The following is a 19,391-nucleotide window of genomic DNA, read 5'->3' as shown; positions in this document are numbered from 1 at the left end:
ATGCGCGTCACCGTCCCCACCAGGCTTCAGTCGCGATCAAGGAGTGCCGGCGGGCCGGTTCGGCGACAGGGCCGACGGGGGTGCGCCGCACACGAACCGCGGCTCCGGGTCGTACCGCCAGAAGAACCGCTGCCGGCGGACCTCCTTGCCGTCCTTCTTGAAGACCCGGAAGGCCTCCTGCTGGTATCCCGGCAGCCCGTCGGTGGGGTTGCAGTCCTCCTCCTGGAGGTATTCCGTCTTCGGCTGGACGACCTTCGTGCGCGGGCCGTACTGCGTGGTGATCTCGTCGAAGCGGCGGGTGCCGTAGAGCGTCACCGTGACCGAGGAGTCCGTGGTCGCGGTGTCGACGAGGATGCCGGTGGCGCCGTCGTTGCGGAACCGCAGGTCGAGCGACGGGTAGACCACGGTCGCCTCGATGACGGCCGGGTACCGGTCGTAGTGGTAGCTGTGCGGCCGGTGCTCGACGTCCTCCAGCCCGGCGTAGTAGGCGGCGTTGAACAGGGTCGTGGCGACCTGCGAGACCCCGCCGCCGGGCGAGTTCTTGATCTTCCCGTTCTCGATGCCGGGCGCGTCGACGTACCCCTTGGCGCGGGTCCGCTCGCCGACGTGCGCGTTGAGGCTGAACGTCTCGCCCGGCCGCACCAGCGCGCCGCGCAGCGCCTCCGCCATGATCCTGATGTTGACCACACGCGGCTGGCCTTGCGTGAAGGTCGTGGTGAAGGTCGAGACCTTCTCGGTCACGCCCAGCTTCGCCAGCTCGGCGGTGGTCGTCTTCGCCGTGGCCGGGACGAAGCCGACCTCGACCCGGCGGGGCGTCACGGTGCCGCGCAGCGCGGCGAGGATCGGTCCCGGCGCGAGGTCGACCTGCTGGCCGTCGGTCTGCGGCTGGACGGCCGGTCTGCCGTCGGCGATCCGGAAGGCGGCATCGGTGGCGGGGATCTCGACCTTGGCGAACACGGCGGGAACGGCCCGGCGCAGGGCGGCGGCGTCGATGGTGGGCTCGACGCGGCCGTCGGCGTCGGACTCCATGCGCAGCGCGGCGGCGATCGCGGTGGCCGGGACGGTGACCTCGCCGCGGGGCGTGACCAGCACCAGCGGCGCCGCGACGGCCGGGGCCGCGAGCTCGGCCACGAGGCGGTCGACCTCCTCCCGGCTCGTTCTCGGCACCAGGTCGACGACGGGGAAGTCGATCGGCCCGCCGCGCAGCCAGCCCCGCTCGGCGATGCCGGCGACCGCCCGGCGGTCGAGGCCGCGGCCGCTGACCGGGTGGACAGGGACCGGGCGGAGCTTGTCGAACCGGACCGCGGGCAGGACCGGGGCGTCACCCTGCGGGCCGAGGTGGACCATGAGCGCGGCGTAGAGCCGCTCGGCGTCGACGTGGATCACCGGCTCGACCTCGCGCCCGCCGTGCAGCCACTCGAACGGGCCGGGCGTGACCCGGACCGCGCGGTCGACGGTGGCCTCGACGTCGAGCCGCAGCCCGACGGTGGCCGGGTCGACGGTGGCCCGCTCGGTGCCGACCCGCACGTCGACCGGGCCGCGGGTGTCCTTGGCGCGCAGCTTCGCCTCGGCCTCCGCGCGGGACAGGCCGCCGAGGTCGGCACCGAGGACGTGGACGCCGCGGTCGACGTCGCCGGCGTAGGTGCTCACCGCGGCCGCGCCCGGCGCGACGACCAGCAGCGCCACGGCGACGACCAGCCGGCGGCGCCGCCGTGCCCGCGCGCGGCGCACGACCGGCGGGACGACGGGCCGGGTGCGAAGCTCGGTAACCATACCGGTACATTGCCCGATTAATCCCTTTTTGGCCCGCCGGTCGCGCGCAAATGTCCCCCAACGTGTCACCGGTCACGGTCCGCCGATGTGCCGTCTCGGGTGGGCGGGAAGGACACTGACCAAGCTCGCTGGCAGGATGTGAGGGTGCGTCAGTACCGGACGTTGGCCATGCGCGTGCGCTCGCCCGAGGCGAGTGCGGCGCTGACGCACGCCGCGCAACGGATCGGCCTGCCGGTCGCGCACCTGCCCGGCGACCCGGCGGAGGTCACCGGGTTGCACTCCGCCGACGGCGTCGCCTGGCGGGCCGCCGGCGGCTACCTGACGACGCTCATCGCCGCGGGCGCCGACATCCGGCTGCACGGCGCCGACCCGGCCTGGTTCGCCGGCCTGCCGCGCGACGTGACCGGCCGCGACGTCCGGCTGGTCAGCGTCGGCGAGGCGCCCGACCTGGTCGGGCCCCGGCCCGCGGTCGCCAAGCTCGCCGACGAGAAGCATCCGGCGTTCTCGGCCGCCTGGGTCCGCGACGCCGACGACCTGCGCAACCGGCTGCGAACCGCGCGGCTCCCGGCGACCAGCACGCTGATCATCATGGACCACTGGCTCGACCTCGCCTCGGAGTACCGCGTCTTCACCATCGGCCGCCAGCCGGTCGCCTGGTCGCCGTATCTCGTCGAGGGCGAGGAGTGGAGCCCGTCGCTGCGCACGCACCGGGCGTCGTGGCACGACGAGGCCGCGGCGTTCGTCGCGATGATGCTGGCCGAGTTGCCGGAGACGGACGTGCCGCCGACGGCGGTCATCGACATCGGCCGCACCGAGTCCGGCCAGTTCGCGGTGCTGGAGGTCAACAACGTGTGGAGCTCCGGACTCTATAGCTGCGACCCCGACGGCGTCCTGCGCGCCGTCCTGGCCGCCAACGACCCGGACTGCCCGCCGCGCTGGCGGTGGCAGCCCGCGCCGGTGTTCGGCTTCTGACGCCGTGGCCTCGCTGCTCGACCGGCTGCGGGTCGGTTTCCACTGGCGCGGCGGCGGTGACGTCGTCTTCGCCGACGTGACCGAGTGGTGGCGCGACCCGGTCGTGCTGCGCGACCTGCCGCCGGCGCTCGCCGCGCTCGCGCCCGGCACCCCCACCGTCGTGATCGGCCCGGTGTCCCGCGGCACGCTGCTCGGCGCGCTGGTGGCCGCCCACCTGGGCGTGGGCCTGGTCGAGCTGCGCAAGAACGACCGGGCCGCCCAGCACTCGACGGCCTACCTGTGGCGGCGCCTGCCGCCGGAGTACCACGAGGGCGGCGCGCTGCTGAGCTTCCGCCGGGCGCTGATCCGGCCCGGCGACCGTGTCCTCTGCGTCGACGACTGGATCGAAAGCGGCGCGCAGGCCGACGCCGCCCGGCAGATGGTCGCCGAGATCGGGGCCGAGTGGCTCGGCACCGCCTGCGTCGTCGACGACCTGCCCGGCGACGCCCCGCTGCGCGAGGCCCTGCGCCTACGGTCCCTGCTGGTCGCCGGCGACCTGTGAGCCGGCCGCGCGGCCGCGGCCGCCGGCCGGACGACGGGCCCGCCGGCTCCCCCGCGCGGGGGAGGGCGGTGGCTCCGGCGCGGGAGTTCTCCGCGCCGCGCGCTGCCTAACGTCGACGTCGTGGTCGAGGTGCGGGGCGGCCGGACGGCGGACCGGCCGCGGATCGAGAATCTTGCGCAGGTGCCGGGCCGAACGGGGGCGGCCGGCCCGCCGGGGGTGGCGGGGCGGCCGCGGGCCACGGTCCGGGAACGGCTGGTGGGGCGGTTCCCGGCCGCCGCGCCGGTGTGGACGGTGGGACACCTGACCCGGCCGTGGTTCTGGCCCCTGGGGTGGGCGGGCGCCTATCTCGGCGCGGTGCTCGCCACCCGGGTCTGGCTGCCGCCCGTCACGCCCGGGACGGTGGCGCTGCTCGTCGTGCTCGGACCGCTCGTCTGGGGCGCCGTGCTGGCCGTCAACGACCGGCACGACCTGCCCAGCGACCGGCGCAACCCGCGCAAGGCGACGGCAGCGCTCGTCACCGGCGCGCTCACCGAGGCGGAGCTGGCCCGCTGGGCCCGCCGCTGCACGGTCGCGGCGCTCGCCGTCGCCGCCGTCGCGGGCTGGTGGGCGCTCGCCGGCACGGCGCTTGTCCTGCTGCTCGGGTATCTCTACAGCGCCCCGCCGTGGCGGCTCAAGGCCCGCGCCGGCGCGGACGTGGCGGTCAATGCCCTGACCGTCGGGGTGCTCGGACCGCTCGCCGGCTGGTCGCTGCACCGGTCGCCGCTGGACTACCCGCCGGTGATGGTCCTGCTCGGGCTGCTGCTCGGCGCCGCGCTGTACCTCCCGACGACCGTCATCGACGTCGACGCCGACCGGGCGGCCGGCGACCTGACCAGCGCCGTGCGGTGGACCCCGGAGGGCTGTCACCGGATCGGGCTCGCGCTGTGGACCGCCGCGGTGCTCGTCTGGCTCGCCACCTGCCACCTCGGCCTGCTGGTGACCCGCGCCGCGTGGCCGCTGCAGGACGCCGCGGCGCCGGTCCTCGTGCTCCTCTACGCGCTGCTCACCCTCCGGCCGTCGATCGCGCGGATGGCGGTGGTGTCGGCGGCGTTCGCCGTGCCCGCCGCCGACTTCCTCCTCGCCTGCGTGACCTGACACCCGGCGACCGGAGACCCCCCGTTCTCCTCGTCCCCGGTCACCTCGTGCCGACCAGCGGCGGAAGTCTGCCAACGCGAGCGCCGCGGCGGCTAGGGCGGGCCGCACATCCGGGACGCTGGGACACCCTCTCCCGTCCTGACCAGCGCGAACGCCTGCGTCCCGGGACGCTTGTCACCCTCGACCGGTACGATGCCGCCACCCCTGCCGAAGCGACCCCGGGAGAGGAGGCGGCGATGCACCAGGACCATGGGGATCTCGCCGCGCTGCTGACCGACCTCAAGGAACGCAGCGGACTCAGCTATGCCTGGATCGGCCGGAAGGTCAACGCGAGCAAGTCCGCCGTGCACCGGTACTGCGCCGGCCAGGCGGTGCCGCACGAGTTCGGGACCGTCGAGCGGATCGCCCGGGCCTGCGGCGCGAGCCCGGCCGAGTTGGACCGGCTCTACGCGGTGTGGACGGTGGCGGTCCGTGAGACGCCGGCCCTGGTCAGCGGCGGCGAGGGCACCGAGCGGCCGACCGCGACCGGCACGGACGCCGGACCCGGCGCGACCGGCGAGGACCCGGCGCCCGGCCCGGCGCGGGAGAACACCGTCCCTCCGGCCACCGACGTCCCGGCCACCTCGGCCCGGCGTTCCCCACCGGCGCCGCCCTCGCCGTCCTCGCCGTCGCCGCTCCTGCCATCCCCGCCGAACGTGCCGGATTCGCCGAACGTGCCGGATTCGCCGGATTCGCCGGACCTACCGGTCAAGGCCGGACCGCGGCGCCGCTACGCGCTGGCCGCCGCCGCGGTCGCCGCACTGGTGGCGGTCGTGGTCACCACGGTGGTGATCCGCTCCCCCGCCGCGCCGTCGCGGCCGGACCCGTCGGCGAACCCGCAGTGGATCAGCGGCCCGACGTGGACGCTGCCGCCCGCGCCGGTGCCGCCGTCGTTCTTCGGGGTCACCGTCAACAGCTCGACCGGCAACACGCCCGGTTTCACCGTGGGTGCCCTGCGGCTGTGGGACAGCGAGACGCGCTGGGCGCAGATCCAGCCGGCGAAGGGCGTCTTCGACTGGTCGGTCCTGGACCGCCTCGTCGCCGGTGCCGAGCACGCCGGGTTACCGGTGCTGTACGTCGCCGGCGGCACCCCCGGCTGGGCCGCGCCCGGCGGGCGGCGCTCGGTCTACCCGGAGGACGCGCGGTCGGCCCCGCCCGACGACCTCGCGGACTGGGACACGTACATGAGGGCGCTGACCCAGCGGTACCGGGGCCGGATCGAGGCGTACGAGGTGTGGGTCTTCGCCAACGACGCCCGCCTGTACTCGGGCAGCGTCGAGACCCTCGTCGAGATGACCCGCCGGGCCAGCGTGATCATCCGGGCCGCCGACCCGCTCGCGAGAGTCGTCTGCCCCGGCATGGGCAACCTGTGGACCGCGGAGGCCCAGCGGGTGCTGCGCCGCTTCGCCGAGCTGGGCGGCTACGACCACTGCGACGGCGCCGGGATCAAGCTGCACCAGCGCACGGCCGAGGATCCGCCGGAGACGATGCTGGAGCTGACCGGCCTCGTGGACCGGACCTTCCACGAGGCCGGCGTGCACCCGCCGCTGTGGAACACCGGCACGACGTACGCCATCCCCCTCCAAGGCTCGCTCGACGAGGCCAAGGCACGCGACTACGCGGTGCGGTTCTTCCTGGTCGGGCTCCTTGCGCGCAACGTCAACCTCGAGCGGATGTACTTCTACAACTGGGGCGGCACGAAGATCCCGATCGTGCTCCAGGCCGACGGCGGGCAGCCGACCGCGGCCGGGCTCGCCGTCGCCCAGCTCCAGCGCTGGCTCACGGGCGCGGAGATCCGCTCGTGCGGCCACGGCCCGGCGGTGAACCTGCCGGTCAACGCCTGGCAGTGCGAGTTCACCGTCGACACCCCGCTCGGCCGCCGCCGCGCGGTGATCCGCTGGGTCCACACGGCGACGGCCACGATACGCACCGACCCGGGCGCCGCCGAGCTGTCCCGCCTCGACGGCACGAGCAGGCGCCTGACCGCCGGTGGCGAGCTGGTCCTGACCGAGGAACCGGTGCTGATCAGCTTCGACGCCTGAGCCGGCGGCCGGCCGGGGTGGTGCCGCTACTCGAAGCGGGCGGGATCGCCGGCGCCCACCCGCAGGATCTCCGGCTCGTCGGTCGACAGGTCGACCACCGTGGTCGGCTCGGTCCCGCACTCGCCGTCGATCACGGCGTCGAGCTGGTGGTCGAGCAGTTCCTTGATCTCCCAGCCCTGCGTCATCGGCTCGTCGTGACCGGGCAGTAGCAGCGTGCTGGACACCAGCGGCTCGCCGAGCTCGGCCAGCAGCGCCTGGGTGACCGTGTGCTGCGGGATGCGCACGCCGACGGTGCGCTTCTTGGGATGCAGCAGCCGGCGCGGCACCTCGGGGCTGGCCGGCAGGATGAACGTATAGCTGCCCGGGGTGACCGCCTTGACCAGCCGGAAGACCGAGTTGCTGATCTGCACGAACTGCCCGAGCTGGGCGAAGTCGCGACACATGAGGGTGAAGTGGTGCCGATCGTCGAGCTTGCGGATGTCCCGGATGCGCTCCAGCCCGGGCCGGCTGCCGAGCTGGCACCCGAGCGCGTAGCAGGAATCGGTCGGATAGGCGACGAGCCCGTCGTCGCGCAGCAGCGTCACGATCTGGTTGAGCAGCCGCGGCTGGGGGTTGTCCGGGTGCACGTCGAAGTACCTGGCCACCCGCACAGCGTACGTGCGAGTTCACGGAACGGTGGCGGCGCCACGGCGTACGCTCCCACCAGGCTGAGCGCGGCGATCCGCAGCGCGTTGAACGCGGCCCCGGTGGTGCCGGCACCGTCAGTAGCCCTTCCACTCCTCGCGGGCGTACTCGAGGATCCGCGGTTCCATCAGCGTCGACGGCGGGACGTCGACCCGGCGGCGGTCGGCCGGGAACACCGTGGCGGCGCGCAGCACGTCGGCGTCGAGGAAGCGCAGCGGGGTGGGCGGTTCGAGCCGCAGCTCCGGCGCCGGTCCGTCGGCGGCGGCGAGGAAGAAGCCCCAGTCGCCGAACGACGGCACGTCGACGTGGTACGGCACCGCCGTCAGGCCGGCCGCCGCCATCGACGCGCCGACGCACCAGTACGACCGCTGGGCGAAGTAGGGCGAGCCCGACTGCACCGCCACCCGGCCGCCGGGGGCCAGGGCCTTCTTCACCATGGCGTAGAACTCGACCGAGTACAGCTTCGCGGTCGCGGTCTCGTCCGGGTCGGGCATGTCGACGATGATCACGTCGAACCGCGGCGTCTCGTCGCGGAGCCAGGCGAACGCGTCGGTGTTGAGCAGGTGTACGCGCGGATCGCTGAACGCGTCCTGGTTGAGCTTGCGCAGTCGCGGGTCGGTGCGGGCCAGCTCGACGACGGCCGGGTCCAGCTCGACCTCGGTGACCGACCCGACGTCCGGGTACTTCAGCACCTCGCGCAGCGCCAGCCCGTCGCCGCCGCCGAGGATCAGCACGTCACGCCGGGCGCCCGCGAGCACCGGATGCGCCAGGGCCTCGTGGTAGCGGTACTCGTCCCTGGACGCGAACTGCAGGTCGCCGTTGAGGAACAGCCGCACGTCGGCGCCGTCGATCGACTGGGTCAGGACGATCTCCTGGTAGCGGCTCTGCGCGGCGAAGACGACCGGGTCGGCGTAGAGCTCCTGGCGCGCGGTCACCTCGAAGCGCTGCGACAGCGCGTACGACGCGCCGAGCACGGCCAGCACGGCGACCGCCGCCGCGGTGAGCGAGACCGTCGACCGGCGCAGCAGGTCGCGCCGGAACACGGCGAGGACGACCACCAGGCCCACGACGGCGTTGACGATCCCGACCACCAGCGCGCCCCGGAGCTGGCCGAACACCGGCAGCAGCAGGAACGGGAACGCGAGGCCGCCGAGCAGTGCGCCCACGTAGTCGGCGGCGAACAGGTCGGCGACGGCGCTGCCCGCGTCCTGCTGGCGGATGCGCTGGAGCAGCACCATGAGCAGCGGGATCTCGGCGCCGATGAGCATGCCGAGGAGCAGCGCCATCGCGACCAGCGCCGGGGCGTAGAGGTCGAGGTAGGCGAACGCGGCGTAGAGGGCCAGGACGGACAGGCCGCCGAACAGGGCGAGCAGCAGCTCGATCGCGGCGAACGCGACCAGTGCGTGCCGCTGCAGCGGCTTGGCGGCCAGCGCGCCGATGCCCATGGCGAACACCATGACGCCCAGCACGATCGACGCCTGCGCGGCGGTGTCGCCGATCAGGTAGCTGCCCAGGGCGACCAGGGCGAGTTCGTACACCAGGCCGCACGCCGCGCACACGAAGACCGCCAGCAGGACCGCGGTCCTGCGCAACCGCGTCACCGTTCCGCGGCCGTCTTCTCGAACGCGTCGGTCTCCTCGCCGCGCTGCATCCGCCGCGACGACCGGATGCCCAGCAGGAGCGTGACGACGGCGCCGGCCAGCAGCACACCGGTGACGACCAGCAGCACCCAGCGGTCACGCCAGAAGTCGCTGCCGGCGCTCGGCAGCGGCGCGGGGGTGCCGCTGGCGCTGGCCGCCGGCACCGCGCCGGTGGCGACCCCGGCCTCCTGGGCCAGCAGCGGCAGCGCCTGGGCCGCGTCGAGGATCGTCGACGTCGGGTCGGCGAGCAGCCGCGAGGTGCCCGCGCCGAGCCGGTCGAACGCGCTCGGGTCGAGATGGCTCGCGTTACTGAGGTTCGTGGTGATGCTGTAGGTGGCGTAGTCCTCGGACTCGCTGCTGTCCGGGTAGTAGCGGTACCTGCCGCGGACCTCGACGTACTTCGGGCACCGCTGCGGGTCGTCGGTCACCCGCCTGCCGGCGCCGAGGTTGGAGCCGGTGCTGACCGGGCTGGAGGAGTCGAGCAACTGCCAGCCGTAGCAGATGCCGTGGGCGGTGGCGGCGCGGTCGAGGTCGGCGACGACCGCGGTGACGTCGACGGGGTCAGCGGCGGTCACCGGGTCGTTGTCGCCGGAGGCGAAGAAGCCCCAGGCGCAGAGGCCGACGACCACGACGACGGCGATCCAGACGCCCTCTTTGACCTTGCTCTTCGAGCCCGTGGACGCGGACGTGTCCATCAGAGGATCGCCGCGGCGATGATCGCGCCCACGGCGAGGTGGACGACGGCGGTGATCCACACGGCCGGGTGCCGCTCGGAGTGCACCAGCAGCTCGCCGAGCTTGCCGGGGGTGGCCAGGTCGACGACGACGAACGCCACGGTCATCACCAGCAGGCCGATCAGGCCGTAGCCGACGGTCGAGCCGATGCCCTGGAGGAAGTCGCCGTTGCTGGCCACGATCGCGGTGACCGTGATCGTGCCGACGGCGACGAGGTTGGAGGTGAGCAGGATGGCCGCGTTGGCGTTCCGGTCGACCCAGATGAGGTGCCGCAGCGAGCCGGGGGTGGCGACGTCGACGAGCACGGCGCCGATGCCCATGAGCACGATGCCGATCGCGGCGTAGCCCAGGGTGACCGCCAGGTCGGTGACGAGTTCGAGCATGTCGACTACTTTCCGGTGCCGGGGCCGCCGCCGCGGCCGCTGTTGCCGTCGCCGCGCCCGACCCAGCCGCTGCCGCCGACCGTGCCCGAGTAGCGGTTGTAGGCGGTCCGCAGCGGCTCCACCAGGATCAGGGTGCCGGTGCCGTTGGGCTTGAGGACCACGGAGTCCTTGGAGTACCGCAGGTAGATGCCCGTGCCGTCGGCGTACCGGCCGGCCGGCTTCCAGGCGCCGGCGATCTCGTTCGCGGCGCGTGTCGGGGACTTGGTGGTGACGTAGGCACGGGCGTCGGTGCCGATGTCCCGCGCCGCCGCCCGCTGGTAGTGCTTCGACACGTACGCGCGGGGCGAGAAGCTGCCGGAGAACAGCGTGAAGCCGCCGATGAACAGGCCGATCACGCCGAGGCAGGCGGCCATCACGTACCAGATGCGTCTCATCGCTGCTGTGTCACCACCGTCTCGGTCGTCACGAGTTCACCGGTCTGCGGGTAGGCGTGCGCGGTCCACCAGCCGGCACCGCCGGGAACGGGTCGCGCGGCGAGCACGGTGAGCGCGTCGCGGGCGCCGGGGAAGGCCCCGGCCAGGGCGTGTTCCTCCGCCCGGGCCCGCCGGCGGAGCTCGTCGCACGCGGCGGCGAACTCGTCGGGTGACAGCGTGCGGACGGCGGCCGTGAAGCGGTAGCCGGGGCGCGCGAAGGTCGACGGCAGCCCGGCGGGCAGCGACGGCAGGCAGGCGACCGTCTCGTCGACGTCCCGGAAGCGCACCTGGTGCGAGGCGCCCAGCAGCCGCAGCACGACCTCCTCGCCGTCGGGCAGGGCCACGCTCAGCGTGCGCAGCGCGGGCTGGAGCGGCAGGCCGAGCGCGAACCGCAGGTCGGCCGCCGTCGTGTCGATGTACGGTGTGTCGAGCGTGACGAGCACGTTCAGCCGCCCTGCGCCCACACGCGCACCTCGGCGCGCGTCAGCGGCTCACCGCGGCCGACCTCCCACTTGTCCGGCTCGCCGGGTCCGGCGTAGGACTCGAACGACAGCAGCGCGCCGTCGCCGGACTCGTAGTCCGCGTACTTCGCGGTGCCGGAGCCGTTGAGCCCGGTCGTGCCGCTGGAGACGAACTTCGCCGTCCCGGACTCGTCCTTCTTGTAGCGCCGGCCGTCGAAGTCGACCGTCGACGGGCCGGGCGTCACGGTCGCCGACGGCACCTCGTGCCACAGCGCCAGCTCCAGGTCGGGGTCCTCCTCGACGGAGAGCCACATCTTGCGGCCGCCGGTCGAGTCGTCGAGCAGGTGCTCGGTCCAGCCCCACGACTGCTCCGTGTAGTGCAGGCTGCCACGCACCGTGTAGGTCGTGCCGCGGATCTCGACGAGGTCACCGGCCTTGAGCTTGCGCGGGTCGCCGCGCAGCACGTCCTCGCCGGTGTCACGGAACGGGTCCTGCGGTGCGGCCGGAGCGGCCGGGGCCGATGTGCGGCGGCGCACCAGGACGACGACGAGCACCGCCACGACGACGAGCAGCAGCACGACGAGCACTACCAGGCCGGTGTTCAAGGGGGGTCCTTCGGTTCGAGAATCCGACTGGCCGCTGAATGTAGCAAGTCCGTGCACGTCTGGCACGGCGCAACGGCTTTCGGTCAGGTTTCGGGCATCCCCGGCTCGAACCGTCCGCCCGCTGCATACGTTGGATCGGTGGTTGAGACTCAGCAGCGAGCCGACGAGCTCGTCGACGTTCTGGTGACCGAGTTCGGCGAGCTGATGGCCGTGGACCCGGCCGCGTTCCGGCGCAAGTTCCGCAAGATGGCCGCCTCACCGTTCGCGTTCTACCGCGGCAGCGCGTGCGTGTTCTACGCCGACGTGCACGGGCAGCCCGATCCGTTCCTCGACGAGCGCACCTCCGGCGTGTGGATCCACGGTGACCTGCACGCGGAGAACTTCGGCACCTACCTCAACTCCGAGGGCGTCCTGGTCTTCAACGTCAACGACTTCGACGAGGCGTACGTCGGCCCGTTCATCTGGGACCTCAAGCGGTTCGCGGCGAGCGTCGCGCTGATCGGCTACGCCAAGGCGCTCTCCGACCAGGTCATCGGCGAACTGGTCACCCGCTACGCCCGCACGTACGTCGCGGAGCTGCGGGCGATCGCCGCCGGTGGCGAGGAGGCGATCGGGTCGCTCACGATCGACACCACCGAGGGCGTGCTGCGGGACGTGCTGCAGCGGGCCCGCCTGAACACGCGCGTCGCCCTGCTCGACGAGCAGACCGTGATCGTGGACTACGACCGCCGGTTCATGATGGCGGACGGCGTCTACCCCGTCGACGGTGAGACGCGGGCCGAGGTCGAATCGGCGTTCGCGGCGTACCTGCCGACGCTGCCCTCGTGGGATCCCGAGCGGCCGGAGAAGTACCGGATCAAGGATGTCGTCATGCGCAAGGGCGTCGGCATCGGCTCGGCCGGCCTGCCGTCCTACAACCTGCTGCTCGAGGGGCACACGCAGGCGCTGGAGAACGACGTCGTCATCTACATGAAGCAGGGGCAGACCCCGGCGGTGTCGCGCTGGATCACGGACCCGCGCGTGAAGGGGTACTTCAAGCACCAGGGCCACCGCACCAGCGAGTCGCAGCGCGCCCTGCAGGCCCACGCCGACGCCTGGGCGGGCCACACGGTGCTGCGGGACGTGGGACAGGTGGTCGCGGAGGTGTCGCCCTACGCCGCGGACCTCGACTGGAACGACGTCAACGAGCTGGACGAGCTCACCAGCGTCACCGGCTACCTGGGCCGGGCGACCGCGCGGATGCACTCCGTCGCCGACGACGAGTCCAGTCACGACCTGGTGGACTTCTCCACCGAGGAGGCGATCGTGGCGGCGATCGACCGGGACGAGGCGGGCTTCGTCGCGTCGCTGGTCGGCTTCGCCCACGAGTACGGCGCCCGCGCCCGCGCCGACCACCAGATCTTCGTCGACCTGTTCCGCAACGGGAGGTTCCCGGGCCTGTAGGGTGGGGCGGGCCTAGGCTGGGGGTATGGCCCGCATCGACCGACTCGTCACCTCCGGCACCTTCTCGCTCGACGGCGAGACCTTTGACGTCGACAACAACGTGTGGATCGTCGGCGACGACCACGAGGCCGTGGTGATCGACGCGGCCCACGATGCCGGGGCGATCCTCGACGCGCTGGACGGCCGGCAGCTCCGCGCCATCGTCTGCACGCACGGCCACGACGACCACATCGACGCGGCGCCCGAGCTCGCACTGCGCACGGGCGCCCCGATGCTGCTGCACCCCGACGACCTGACGCTGTGGCACATGAGGCACCCGGACGTCGAGCCGGACACGCACCTCGCAGACGGCCAGACACTCAGCGTCGCCGGCGTCGACCTCACGGTGCTGCACACTCCCGGCCACAGCCCCGGCGCGGTGTGCCTCCACGCCCCGGCCCTGGGCGTGGTGTTCTCCGGCGACACCCTGTTCCAGGGCGGCCCGGGCGCGACGGGCCGATCATTTTCGGACAAGCCCACGATCCTGCGCTCGATCCGCGAGCGCCTGCTGACCCTCCCCCCGGAGACGGTGGTGCACACCGGCCACGGCCCGGACACGACGATCGGCGCCGAGGCCCGGTCCCTCTGACGGCCGGCACACCTCGACTTCCCTCATGATCACGAAGACAAACCGGACGGTCGCATACCCACCCGCGCGCCGCGCTACGCGCTCGTGACCCACTGAACCCGGGCCGGCGCGTTCCGCCCGGGCAACTCCACAGATCATGGGAAAGATGTGGCTACCGGGGCAGCCACATCTTTCCCATGATCATGAGATCGAGCGGCATCGCGGCGGGATCGCGGCGGCATCGCGGGCCGGTTGGCGCGCCCCGGCGGCGACATCCCCGAGTCGCGCGACCGAATTATCGGCCTTGTCCGGGTTGGCCAGGGACTGACGGGCTGAACTTCGCGGCCCTGCCCCACCGCCACCCAGCACCTCCGTGATCATGCGGGCGCCGGCGATCCGCTCCCCCGCCTCATGAGCGAAACCGGTCACCGCGCGCGCTAACGGCCGGCTCCGGGCCGCGGGCGGGACGGACAACCGGGCCGCGGGCGGGACGGACAACCGGGCCGCGATCAGGCATGATGTCCGGCGTGATTCGCCTCTACGGATTGCTCTTCCTCATCGATCTCGTCGTGCTCGTGATCGCGTTGATCGACTGCCTGTCGACGGATGAGCACGAGGTACGGAACCTGCCCAAGATCGCCTGGGTGTTCATCATCCTGCTGTTCTCGCCCGTCGGCTGGATCGCGTGGTTCGCCGCCGGGCGACCGCAACGGGCGCGGACCGGAGCCGGGGCCTCCTGGCGGGCCGGCAGCGGGTTCCCCGAGGCCGCCCGGCCTCGGCCACCGGTGGCGCCGGACGACGATCCCGAGTTCCTGCGCGGCCTGGCCCAGAGCCGGCGCGAGGACCAGGACCTGCTGAGCCGGTGGGAGGCCGACCTGCGCCGCCGCGAGGAGCAACTGCGCGAGCGGGAGCAGGAGAAGCCGGAACAGTGACGCATATGGCGAAGGCCGGTCACCGCGGTGGTGACCGGCCTGACGCCAGGGGTGGAGCGCTGGTTCCGCGGCAGGGCTACCTGGCAGCGATCTCGTAGTCGCCGCCGTGGAACGCGGTGCCCTCGACGAAGGCGGCGTCGAAGCGCGCCCGCAGCTCGTCGAGCTCGTCGTACTCCGCCGTGTACGACGACTCGCTGCCCTCGGCCGCGAACACGTGGTCGGTCTCGGCGGCCGAGTGGTTGTAGTTGGTGTAGTCGGTCTCCGAGTAGCTGGCGCCGTTGCCGTCGGTCCACTGGACGTTGTGGCCCTGCTGGAAGCTGGTGTTCTCGGCGGCCGCGTGGTCCTGCTCGTAGACCGCGTACTCGTTGTTGTAGTCCGCCTGGCTGGCGTGCTCCTGGTGGAGCTGGTCGAGCGCGTCGTGCTGCTCGCCGGCCTCGTAGTGGCCGTAGTCGACGTCCGCGCCGTCGTAGGTGTCGATGTCGCTCATCCCGTCCCCCTGGACCTGTAGTCGAGTCGCTCGCTGCGATGACATGAACGTTAGGAGCTCAGCGGACCCGTCAAATCCCGGAAACGTGCCACCGCGGCGAGTGCTCCCGGTGACGCCGGCAGGAGCGGCAGCCGTACGGCCGGGGTGCGGATCCGCCCCTGCGCGTACAGCACGGCCTTGATCACCGCGGGGTTCGGTTCGGCGAACAGGGCCGCCGACAGGGCGGCCAGGCGGTGGCCCAGCGGCCGGGCCCGGTCCACGTCGCCGTCGCGCCACGCCTCGAACAGCCCCACGAACGCCGCGGTCGCGACATGCGCCGAGGCGAGGACACCGCCACGCGCGCCGAGCGCCAGCATCGGCGAGATCACCGCGTCGTCGCCGCCGAGAATCGCGAACGACCGCGGCGCCGCGCCGAGGAACGCGACCGTGTCGCCGGAGACCGGGCCGCCGGCGAGCTTCAAGCCGGCGACGTTCGGGATCGCCGCGAGGTCGAGCAGCGTCTCCGTCGTCAGTGCCTGCCCGGTGCGGTACGGGACGTGGTAGATCACGACCGGCACCGGCGAGGCCGCGGCGACCGCGCGGAAGTGCGCCAGTACACCCGCGTCGCCCGGCCGGACGTAGGGCGGCACGACCACCATCGCCGCCGACCCGGCGGGCAGGCCCCGGACGGCCTCCGCACAATCGGCGGTGGCACTGCCGCCGGCGCCGACGAGCAGCGGCACGCCGAACTTCGCGCACACCGCGATCACATCCTCGCGCTCGGCGGCGGCGAGCGTCGAGGGCTCCCCCGTCGTGCCGAGGGCGACGAGCCCCGCGGCGCCGGCGTCGAGCACGGACGCGGCCAGGTCGTGGAGGGCCGCCAGGTCGACCGAGCCGTCGGCGGCGAAGGGCGTGACCAGCGGTACGAAGATCCCGGAAAGCTCCATGTGAGCAGCCTGGCGAACATCGAGCGACAGGTCCAGTTCACATTTGTACCGTCGATCGTAAGCTCACCTGATGCTCGATGTCCGGAAGCTGCGCCTGCTGCGCGACCTCGCCCACCTCGGCACCATCGCCGCCGTCGCCGAGGCGCACGCCTACACCCCGTCCGCCGTCTCCCAGCAGCTCGCCGCGCTCGAGCGGGAGGCGGGTGCGGCCCTGCTCGCGCGGACCGGCCGGCGGGTCGCGCTCACCCCCACCGGCCGGGTGCTGGTCACGCACGCCGAGGACGTGCTGGCCGCGCTGGAGCGGGCCACCGCGGCGCTCGCCGCCACCCGCACCGGCCTGTCCGGTCCGCTGCGCATCGGCGCGTTCCCGACCGCGATGCGCACCCTGCTGCCGCCAGCGCTCGTCGCGCTCGGCCGGGCGCATCCCGGCCTGGACCTCTGCGTCGAAGAGCTCGACCCGGCGGCGGTACCGCCCAAGCTGCGCGACGGCACGCTCGACGTGGCCCTGGTGCACGACTACGACCTGGTGCCGATCGAGCCGGACCCGGCCCTCGAGACCGCGCCGCTGCTCGACGAGACGATCTTCATCGCCGCCACGGGCCCGCGTGACCTGCCCGCCTGCCGCGACGAGCCGTGGATCCTCGCCAGTCCGGGCACGCTGTGCCACACGATGACCGTCCGCGCCTGCGAGGCGGCGGGCTTCATCCCGCGGGTGCGCCACCACGCCGACGACTTCGTGACGGTGCTGACGTTCGTGGCTGCCGGTCAGGGCGTGGCGGTGGTGCCGGAACTGGCCGCCGCGCCGGTCCCGGGCGGCGTGGTGCTGACCCCGCTGGAGACCCGCCGCCGGACCCGCCTCGCGTACCGCGCCGGCGCCGCCCGCCACCCCGCCGTGTCCGCCTTCGCCGACGCGCTCGGCGCTCGGCCGCCGGGCCGGCGCGGGACGGCACGGGGTGGCGGGCGGCACGGTCAGCAGTAGCGGTACACGTGGTCGGCGATGTTGCGGTTCGCGCCGAGATCCGCGATGGACTGCCTCGCCGACGCCTCGAAGAGCCGCATGTCGCCGCCGTGACTGCTCGTGCCCGCCGGATGGTTGAGGTACACCACGGCTCCGCACGGGAGGTTGTTGTGGACCGATTCGGTCCGGTCCTGCCACCTCCAGGTGGCGAGGTCCTGCCAGCCGAGGTCGGAGAGCTGTCCACGCGGATAGCCGAACTGGCGCTGCTCGTAGAAGCAGAACCAGCCGGACGGGCAGTCGGGCTGCGGCGCGGCGGCCGCGGTCCCCGGCCGGGTCACGGTGACGATCAGCCCGCCCGGGTAGGCGATCTGGTTCGGGCCGATCTGCACGCCACCCGGATGCGCGGCCAGTTCGGCCGCTACCTTACGTTGCTGCTCGACGGCGACAGGCGACGGATCGGCGGATGCCGGAAGGGGAGACAGGGACACGAGCAGGACGGCGGTCACGACGGCCGCCATGACGTTGATGCGCACGGTTACCTCCGGGCGTTCGGTACGCCGGCACGCTGATCGGCCGGCGCCGCTCGGTCCGAGGTCGGTCGGACGCTCTGACGGAATGCGACCCAGAGTAAGGAGGGGACAGCACACTGCGTACAGTGAGCACAAAATATGTCCATGAATGAATGTCACACTGTTCGTTCATGTTCGGAAGCGAACGAGACTGGAAGATCCGTCACTCGGAGTAGCCGTCCAGCTTCAGGTAACGATCTCCGTGATGTTTGTCCGCACCGGTCACACGACGACCCTCCGCGGTCACTTCTCTGCGGGATCGACGAAGATCCCCCGTCCGCGTCGCTCGCGGTCGGCCGAACGTCGAGGAGTCGTGACTTGGACGGCGACAGCCGCCGTGGACCAGCGTGGCACGACGCGCTGTACAGACGTTTCCAGCCGGTGGTGCACCGGTTCCTGTTCCGCGAAGTGGCGTTCTCCGACGTGGAGGACCTCGTTCAGAAGACCTTTGAGACAGCCTGGGCGAAGCGCGACACGGTCCCCGACAAGCCGATCGGCTGGCTGCTCAAGACGGCGCACAACCACGCCCGCGAGCATCACCGATGGCTCAGCCGGCACCCCGCTCCGGTCGACACCACCCAGGACGACTGGGTGTGCGGCGCGGCCGGCGACGACGACGGAGCGTCAACATGCACACGGCTCGACCTGCACCGCGCGTGGTCCCGGCTCAGCCGGGACGACCAGCGCATACTCCTGCTCGCCGACGTCGACGGGCGCACCGGCGAGGAGATCGGCGAGGTGCTGGGCATCAGCGCCGCCACGGCACGGAAGCGGCTCGAACGGGCCCGCGAACGCGCCCGCGCGCTGCTACGGGACGGCGACGGCGACACCCCGCCCGGAGCCGGACTGTCCGAAACGATCGGAAGAGGAGGCCAGAGTGGATCCGCACGGCGACGCCGTTGACGCGGCGATCCGGGAGCTCGCCGAACACAACGACCCGGCCCGGGGCCGGGTCGTGCCCCCACCCGTGATCTCCGCGGCCGAGCTGCGCGCCCGTGCCGACGGCCTGACCCCGATGGCGCCGGCCGGCACGACGCGGGCGGCCGGCGGCGTCCCGTGGTGGCGCCGGCCCGGCCACCCGCTCCGCCGCCGGTTGCCGGTCGTCGTCTGGGCCACGGTCGCCGCCGTCGCCCTCACCGCGGTCGCCGTGGTCGCCGCCGGGCGCGACGACCACGACCTGCCGGCCCCGCCGGTGCGGGCCGCGCCGGGGCTCCTACCGCAGTTGGTCACGGACACGACCGACCCGGCGCAGACCGCGCTCGACCGGCTCTCCGCGACGGTCGCCCGACTGCCGCAGCGACCCGCGGCCGGGCCCGACGTGTGCATCCACACGCAGTACTGGCCGTCCGGGCCGGACACCCCGAGCGCCCCGGCGGCCGGCGACACGTTCGTCGCGGTCGACGACCGGCTGTGCTGGACACCGCAACGCACCGCGGTTCGCCGCAGCACCCTGCTGCCGCCACAACCGGCCGGGCAGGTGCGGGTCATGTCGACCGGCGCGCCGACCACCGGTGCCACCGGCGCCGCGCACCGCAGCTACGCCCCGGGCCAGCTCGCCTGGCTCAACGAGGTGCCCTCGGCCGACCAGGCCGTCCTCGCCGCCCAGTTGTCGACCTACCGTTCCGACCGCTCCGGTCCGGACGTCACCCTCGAGGCGGTCGCCGAAATGTATCGATACCACGTCCTCAACCCGGCACAGCGCGCGGCGGTCCTGCGGGTGCTGGCCAACACGCCCGGCCTGGTCTATCGGGGACCGGTGGTCGACCGGGCCGGGCGCGACGGCGTCGCGTTCAGCGCCGACCGGGACGACAGCGCCGGCCGCACCCGCGACGTCGCCGTCATCGACGAGGACACGGGCCAGTTGTTGAGCTACGAACGCATCGCCGTGCTCAGCCACGACGGCGCCGGGACCCGCGCGCCCACGCTCATCTCCTACGTGCTGTACCTCGCCGAGGACTGGACCGCCGACGTCGACTGAGAGGAACCCG

21 protein-coding genes are annotated in these 19,391 nt (G+C 73.0%); 10 read left to right on the top strand and 11 right to left on the bottom strand.

Annotation, left to right across the window (positions count from 1 at the left end):
* Positions 1-36: 36 nt before the first annotated feature.
* Positions 37-1,773 (bottom strand): VanW family protein, encoded by a 1,737-nt coding sequence (locus Drose_RS18330; protein WP_260729397.1) that lies wholly within the window; start codon positions 1,771-1,773, stop codon positions 37-39.
* Positions 1,774-1,917: 144 nt separating this feature from the next.
* Between Drose_RS18330 and Drose_RS18325 the strand changes: the two genes are divergently transcribed.
* The 4 genes from Drose_RS18325 (at position 1,918) to Drose_RS18310 (ending at position 6,501) form a co-directional block, all read left to right on the top strand.
* Positions 1,918-2,745: an ATP-grasp domain-containing protein gene (locus Drose_RS18325; protein WP_260729396.1), complete on the top strand. Its 828-nt coding sequence runs from the start codon at positions 1,918-1,920 to the stop codon at positions 2,743-2,745.
* 4 nt (positions 2,746-2,749) lie between these two features.
* Positions 2,750-3,286 (top strand): phosphoribosyltransferase family protein, encoded by a 537-nt coding sequence (locus Drose_RS18320; protein WP_260729395.1) that lies wholly within the window; start codon positions 2,750-2,752, stop codon positions 3,284-3,286.
* 120 nt (positions 3,287-3,406) lie between these two features.
* Entirely contained in the window at positions 3,407-4,420 is a 1,014-nt protein-coding gene (locus Drose_RS18315; RefSeq protein WP_260729394.1) for a UbiA family prenyltransferase, read from the top strand.
* Between the two features lie 236 nt (positions 4,421-4,656).
* On the top strand, positions 4,657-6,501 hold the full coding sequence (locus Drose_RS18310) for a helix-turn-helix domain-containing protein (protein WP_260729393.1): 1,845 nt from the start codon (positions 4,657-4,659) through the stop codon (positions 6,499-6,501).
* 26 nt (positions 6,502-6,527) lie between these two features.
* Here Drose_RS18310 and Drose_RS18305 read toward each other — a convergent pair whose 3' ends face one another.
* The 7 genes from Drose_RS18305 to Drose_RS18275 form a co-directional block, all read right to left on the bottom strand.
* Complete coding sequence (locus tag Drose_RS18305; RefSeq protein ID WP_260729392.1) at positions 6,528-7,145, bottom strand: L-threonylcarbamoyladenylate synthase; 618 nt, start codon at positions 7,143-7,145, stop codon at positions 6,528-6,530.
* A gap of 117 nt (positions 7,146-7,262) precedes the next feature.
* Positions 7,263-8,786 (bottom strand): polyamine aminopropyltransferase, encoded by a 1,524-nt coding sequence (locus Drose_RS18300; protein WP_260729391.1) that lies wholly within the window; start codon positions 8,784-8,786, stop codon positions 7,263-7,265.
* A complete protein-coding gene (locus tag Drose_RS18295; protein ID WP_260729390.1) occupies positions 8,783-9,520 on the bottom strand; it encodes a hypothetical protein in 738 nt (245 codons plus the stop codon). The genes Drose_RS18300 and Drose_RS18295 overlap by 4 nt, the downstream gene beginning before the upstream one ends.
* Positions 9,520-9,942, bottom strand: coding sequence for a DUF350 domain-containing protein (locus Drose_RS18290; RefSeq protein ID WP_260729389.1), 423 nt, complete (start codon positions 9,940-9,942; stop codon positions 9,520-9,522). The genes Drose_RS18295 and Drose_RS18290 overlap by 1 nt, the downstream gene beginning before the upstream one ends.
* 5 nt (positions 9,943-9,947) lie before the next feature.
* Entirely contained in the window at positions 9,948-10,376 is a 429-nt protein-coding gene (locus Drose_RS18285) for a DUF4247 domain-containing protein (RefSeq protein ID WP_260729388.1), read from the bottom strand.
* Positions 10,373-10,858 carry a DUF2617 family protein gene (locus Drose_RS18280; protein ID WP_313900049.1) on the bottom strand — a complete coding sequence of 162 codons (486 nt, stop codon included), beginning with the start codon at positions 10,856-10,858 and terminating at the stop codon, positions 10,373-10,375. Before Drose_RS18280 ends, Drose_RS18285 begins: the two co-directional genes overlap by 4 nt.
* Before the next feature lie 2 nt (positions 10,859-10,860).
* Positions 10,861-11,481 carry a DUF4178 domain-containing protein gene (locus Drose_RS18275; protein WP_260729386.1) on the bottom strand — a complete coding sequence of 207 codons (621 nt, stop codon included), beginning with the start codon at positions 11,479-11,481 and terminating at the stop codon, positions 10,861-10,863.
* A 204-nt stretch (positions 11,482-11,685) separates the two neighbouring features.
* Here Drose_RS18275 and Drose_RS18270 point away from each other — a divergent pair, with 204 nt between their 5' ends.
* The 3 genes from Drose_RS18270 (at position 11,686) to Drose_RS18260 (ending at position 14,463) form a co-directional block, all read left to right on the top strand.
* A complete protein-coding gene (locus Drose_RS18270) occupies positions 11,686-12,924 on the top strand; it encodes a DUF2252 domain-containing protein (protein WP_260729745.1) in 1,239 nt (412 codons plus the stop codon).
* A gap of 25 nt (positions 12,925-12,949) precedes the next feature.
* Positions 12,950-13,552 carry an MBL fold metallo-hydrolase gene (locus Drose_RS18265; RefSeq protein ID WP_260729385.1) on the top strand — a complete coding sequence of 201 codons (603 nt, stop codon included), beginning with the start codon at positions 12,950-12,952 and terminating at the stop codon, positions 13,550-13,552.
* Positions 13,553-14,058: 506 nt separating this feature from the next.
* Positions 14,059-14,463, top strand: a complete 405-nt coding sequence (locus Drose_RS18260; RefSeq protein WP_260729384.1) for a PLD nuclease N-terminal domain-containing protein — start codon at positions 14,059-14,061, stop codon at positions 14,461-14,463.
* A gap of 76 nt (positions 14,464-14,539) precedes the next feature.
* Here the strand turns inward: Drose_RS18260 and Drose_RS18255 are convergent, their stop codons facing one another.
* Entirely contained in the window at positions 14,540-14,950 is a 411-nt protein-coding gene (locus tag Drose_RS18255) for a hypothetical protein (RefSeq protein ID WP_260729383.1), read from the bottom strand.
* 50 nt (positions 14,951-15,000) lie between these two features.
* Positions 15,001-15,876 carry a dihydrodipicolinate synthase family protein gene (locus tag Drose_RS18250; RefSeq protein WP_260729382.1) on the bottom strand — a complete coding sequence of 292 codons (876 nt, stop codon included), beginning with the start codon at positions 15,874-15,876 and terminating at the stop codon, positions 15,001-15,003.
* Positions 15,877-15,946: 70 nt separating this feature from the next.
* Between Drose_RS18250 and Drose_RS18245 the strand changes: the two genes are divergently transcribed.
* Positions 15,947-16,855: a LysR family transcriptional regulator gene (locus Drose_RS18245; protein WP_260729381.1), complete on the top strand. Its 909-nt coding sequence runs from the start codon at positions 15,947-15,949 to the stop codon at positions 16,853-16,855.
* On the opposite strand, the gene Drose_RS18240 is transcribed toward Drose_RS18245, so the two are convergent.
* Positions 16,846-17,367 carry a peptidase inhibitor family I36 protein gene (locus Drose_RS18240; RefSeq protein WP_260729380.1) on the bottom strand — a complete coding sequence of 174 codons (522 nt, stop codon included), beginning with the start codon at positions 17,365-17,367 and terminating at the stop codon, positions 16,846-16,848. The two genes, Drose_RS18245 and Drose_RS18240, sit on opposite strands and share 10 nt — an antisense overlap.
* Before the next feature lie 354 nt (positions 17,368-17,721).
* Here Drose_RS18240 and Drose_RS18235 point away from each other — a divergent pair, with 354 nt between their 5' ends.
* Positions 17,722-18,306, top strand: a complete 585-nt coding sequence (locus tag Drose_RS18235) for an RNA polymerase sigma factor (protein WP_260729379.1) — start codon at positions 17,722-17,724, stop codon at positions 18,304-18,306.
* Positions 18,281-19,381: a hypothetical protein gene (locus Drose_RS18230; RefSeq protein WP_260729378.1), complete on the top strand. Its 1,101-nt coding sequence runs from the start codon at positions 18,281-18,283 to the stop codon at positions 19,379-19,381. Before Drose_RS18235 ends, Drose_RS18230 begins: the two co-directional genes overlap by 26 nt.
* Positions 19,382-19,391 lie beyond the last annotated feature (10 nt).

Origin of the sequence: Dactylosporangium roseum (genome assembly GCF_025264685.1) — a bacterium.
Classification (GTDB): Bacteria; Actinomycetota; Actinomycetes; order Mycobacteriales; family Micromonosporaceae; genus Dactylosporangium; species Dactylosporangium roseum.
The sequence above is the reverse complement of the archived record's forward strand: the minus strand, read 5'-3'. Positions and strand labels throughout refer to the sequence as shown.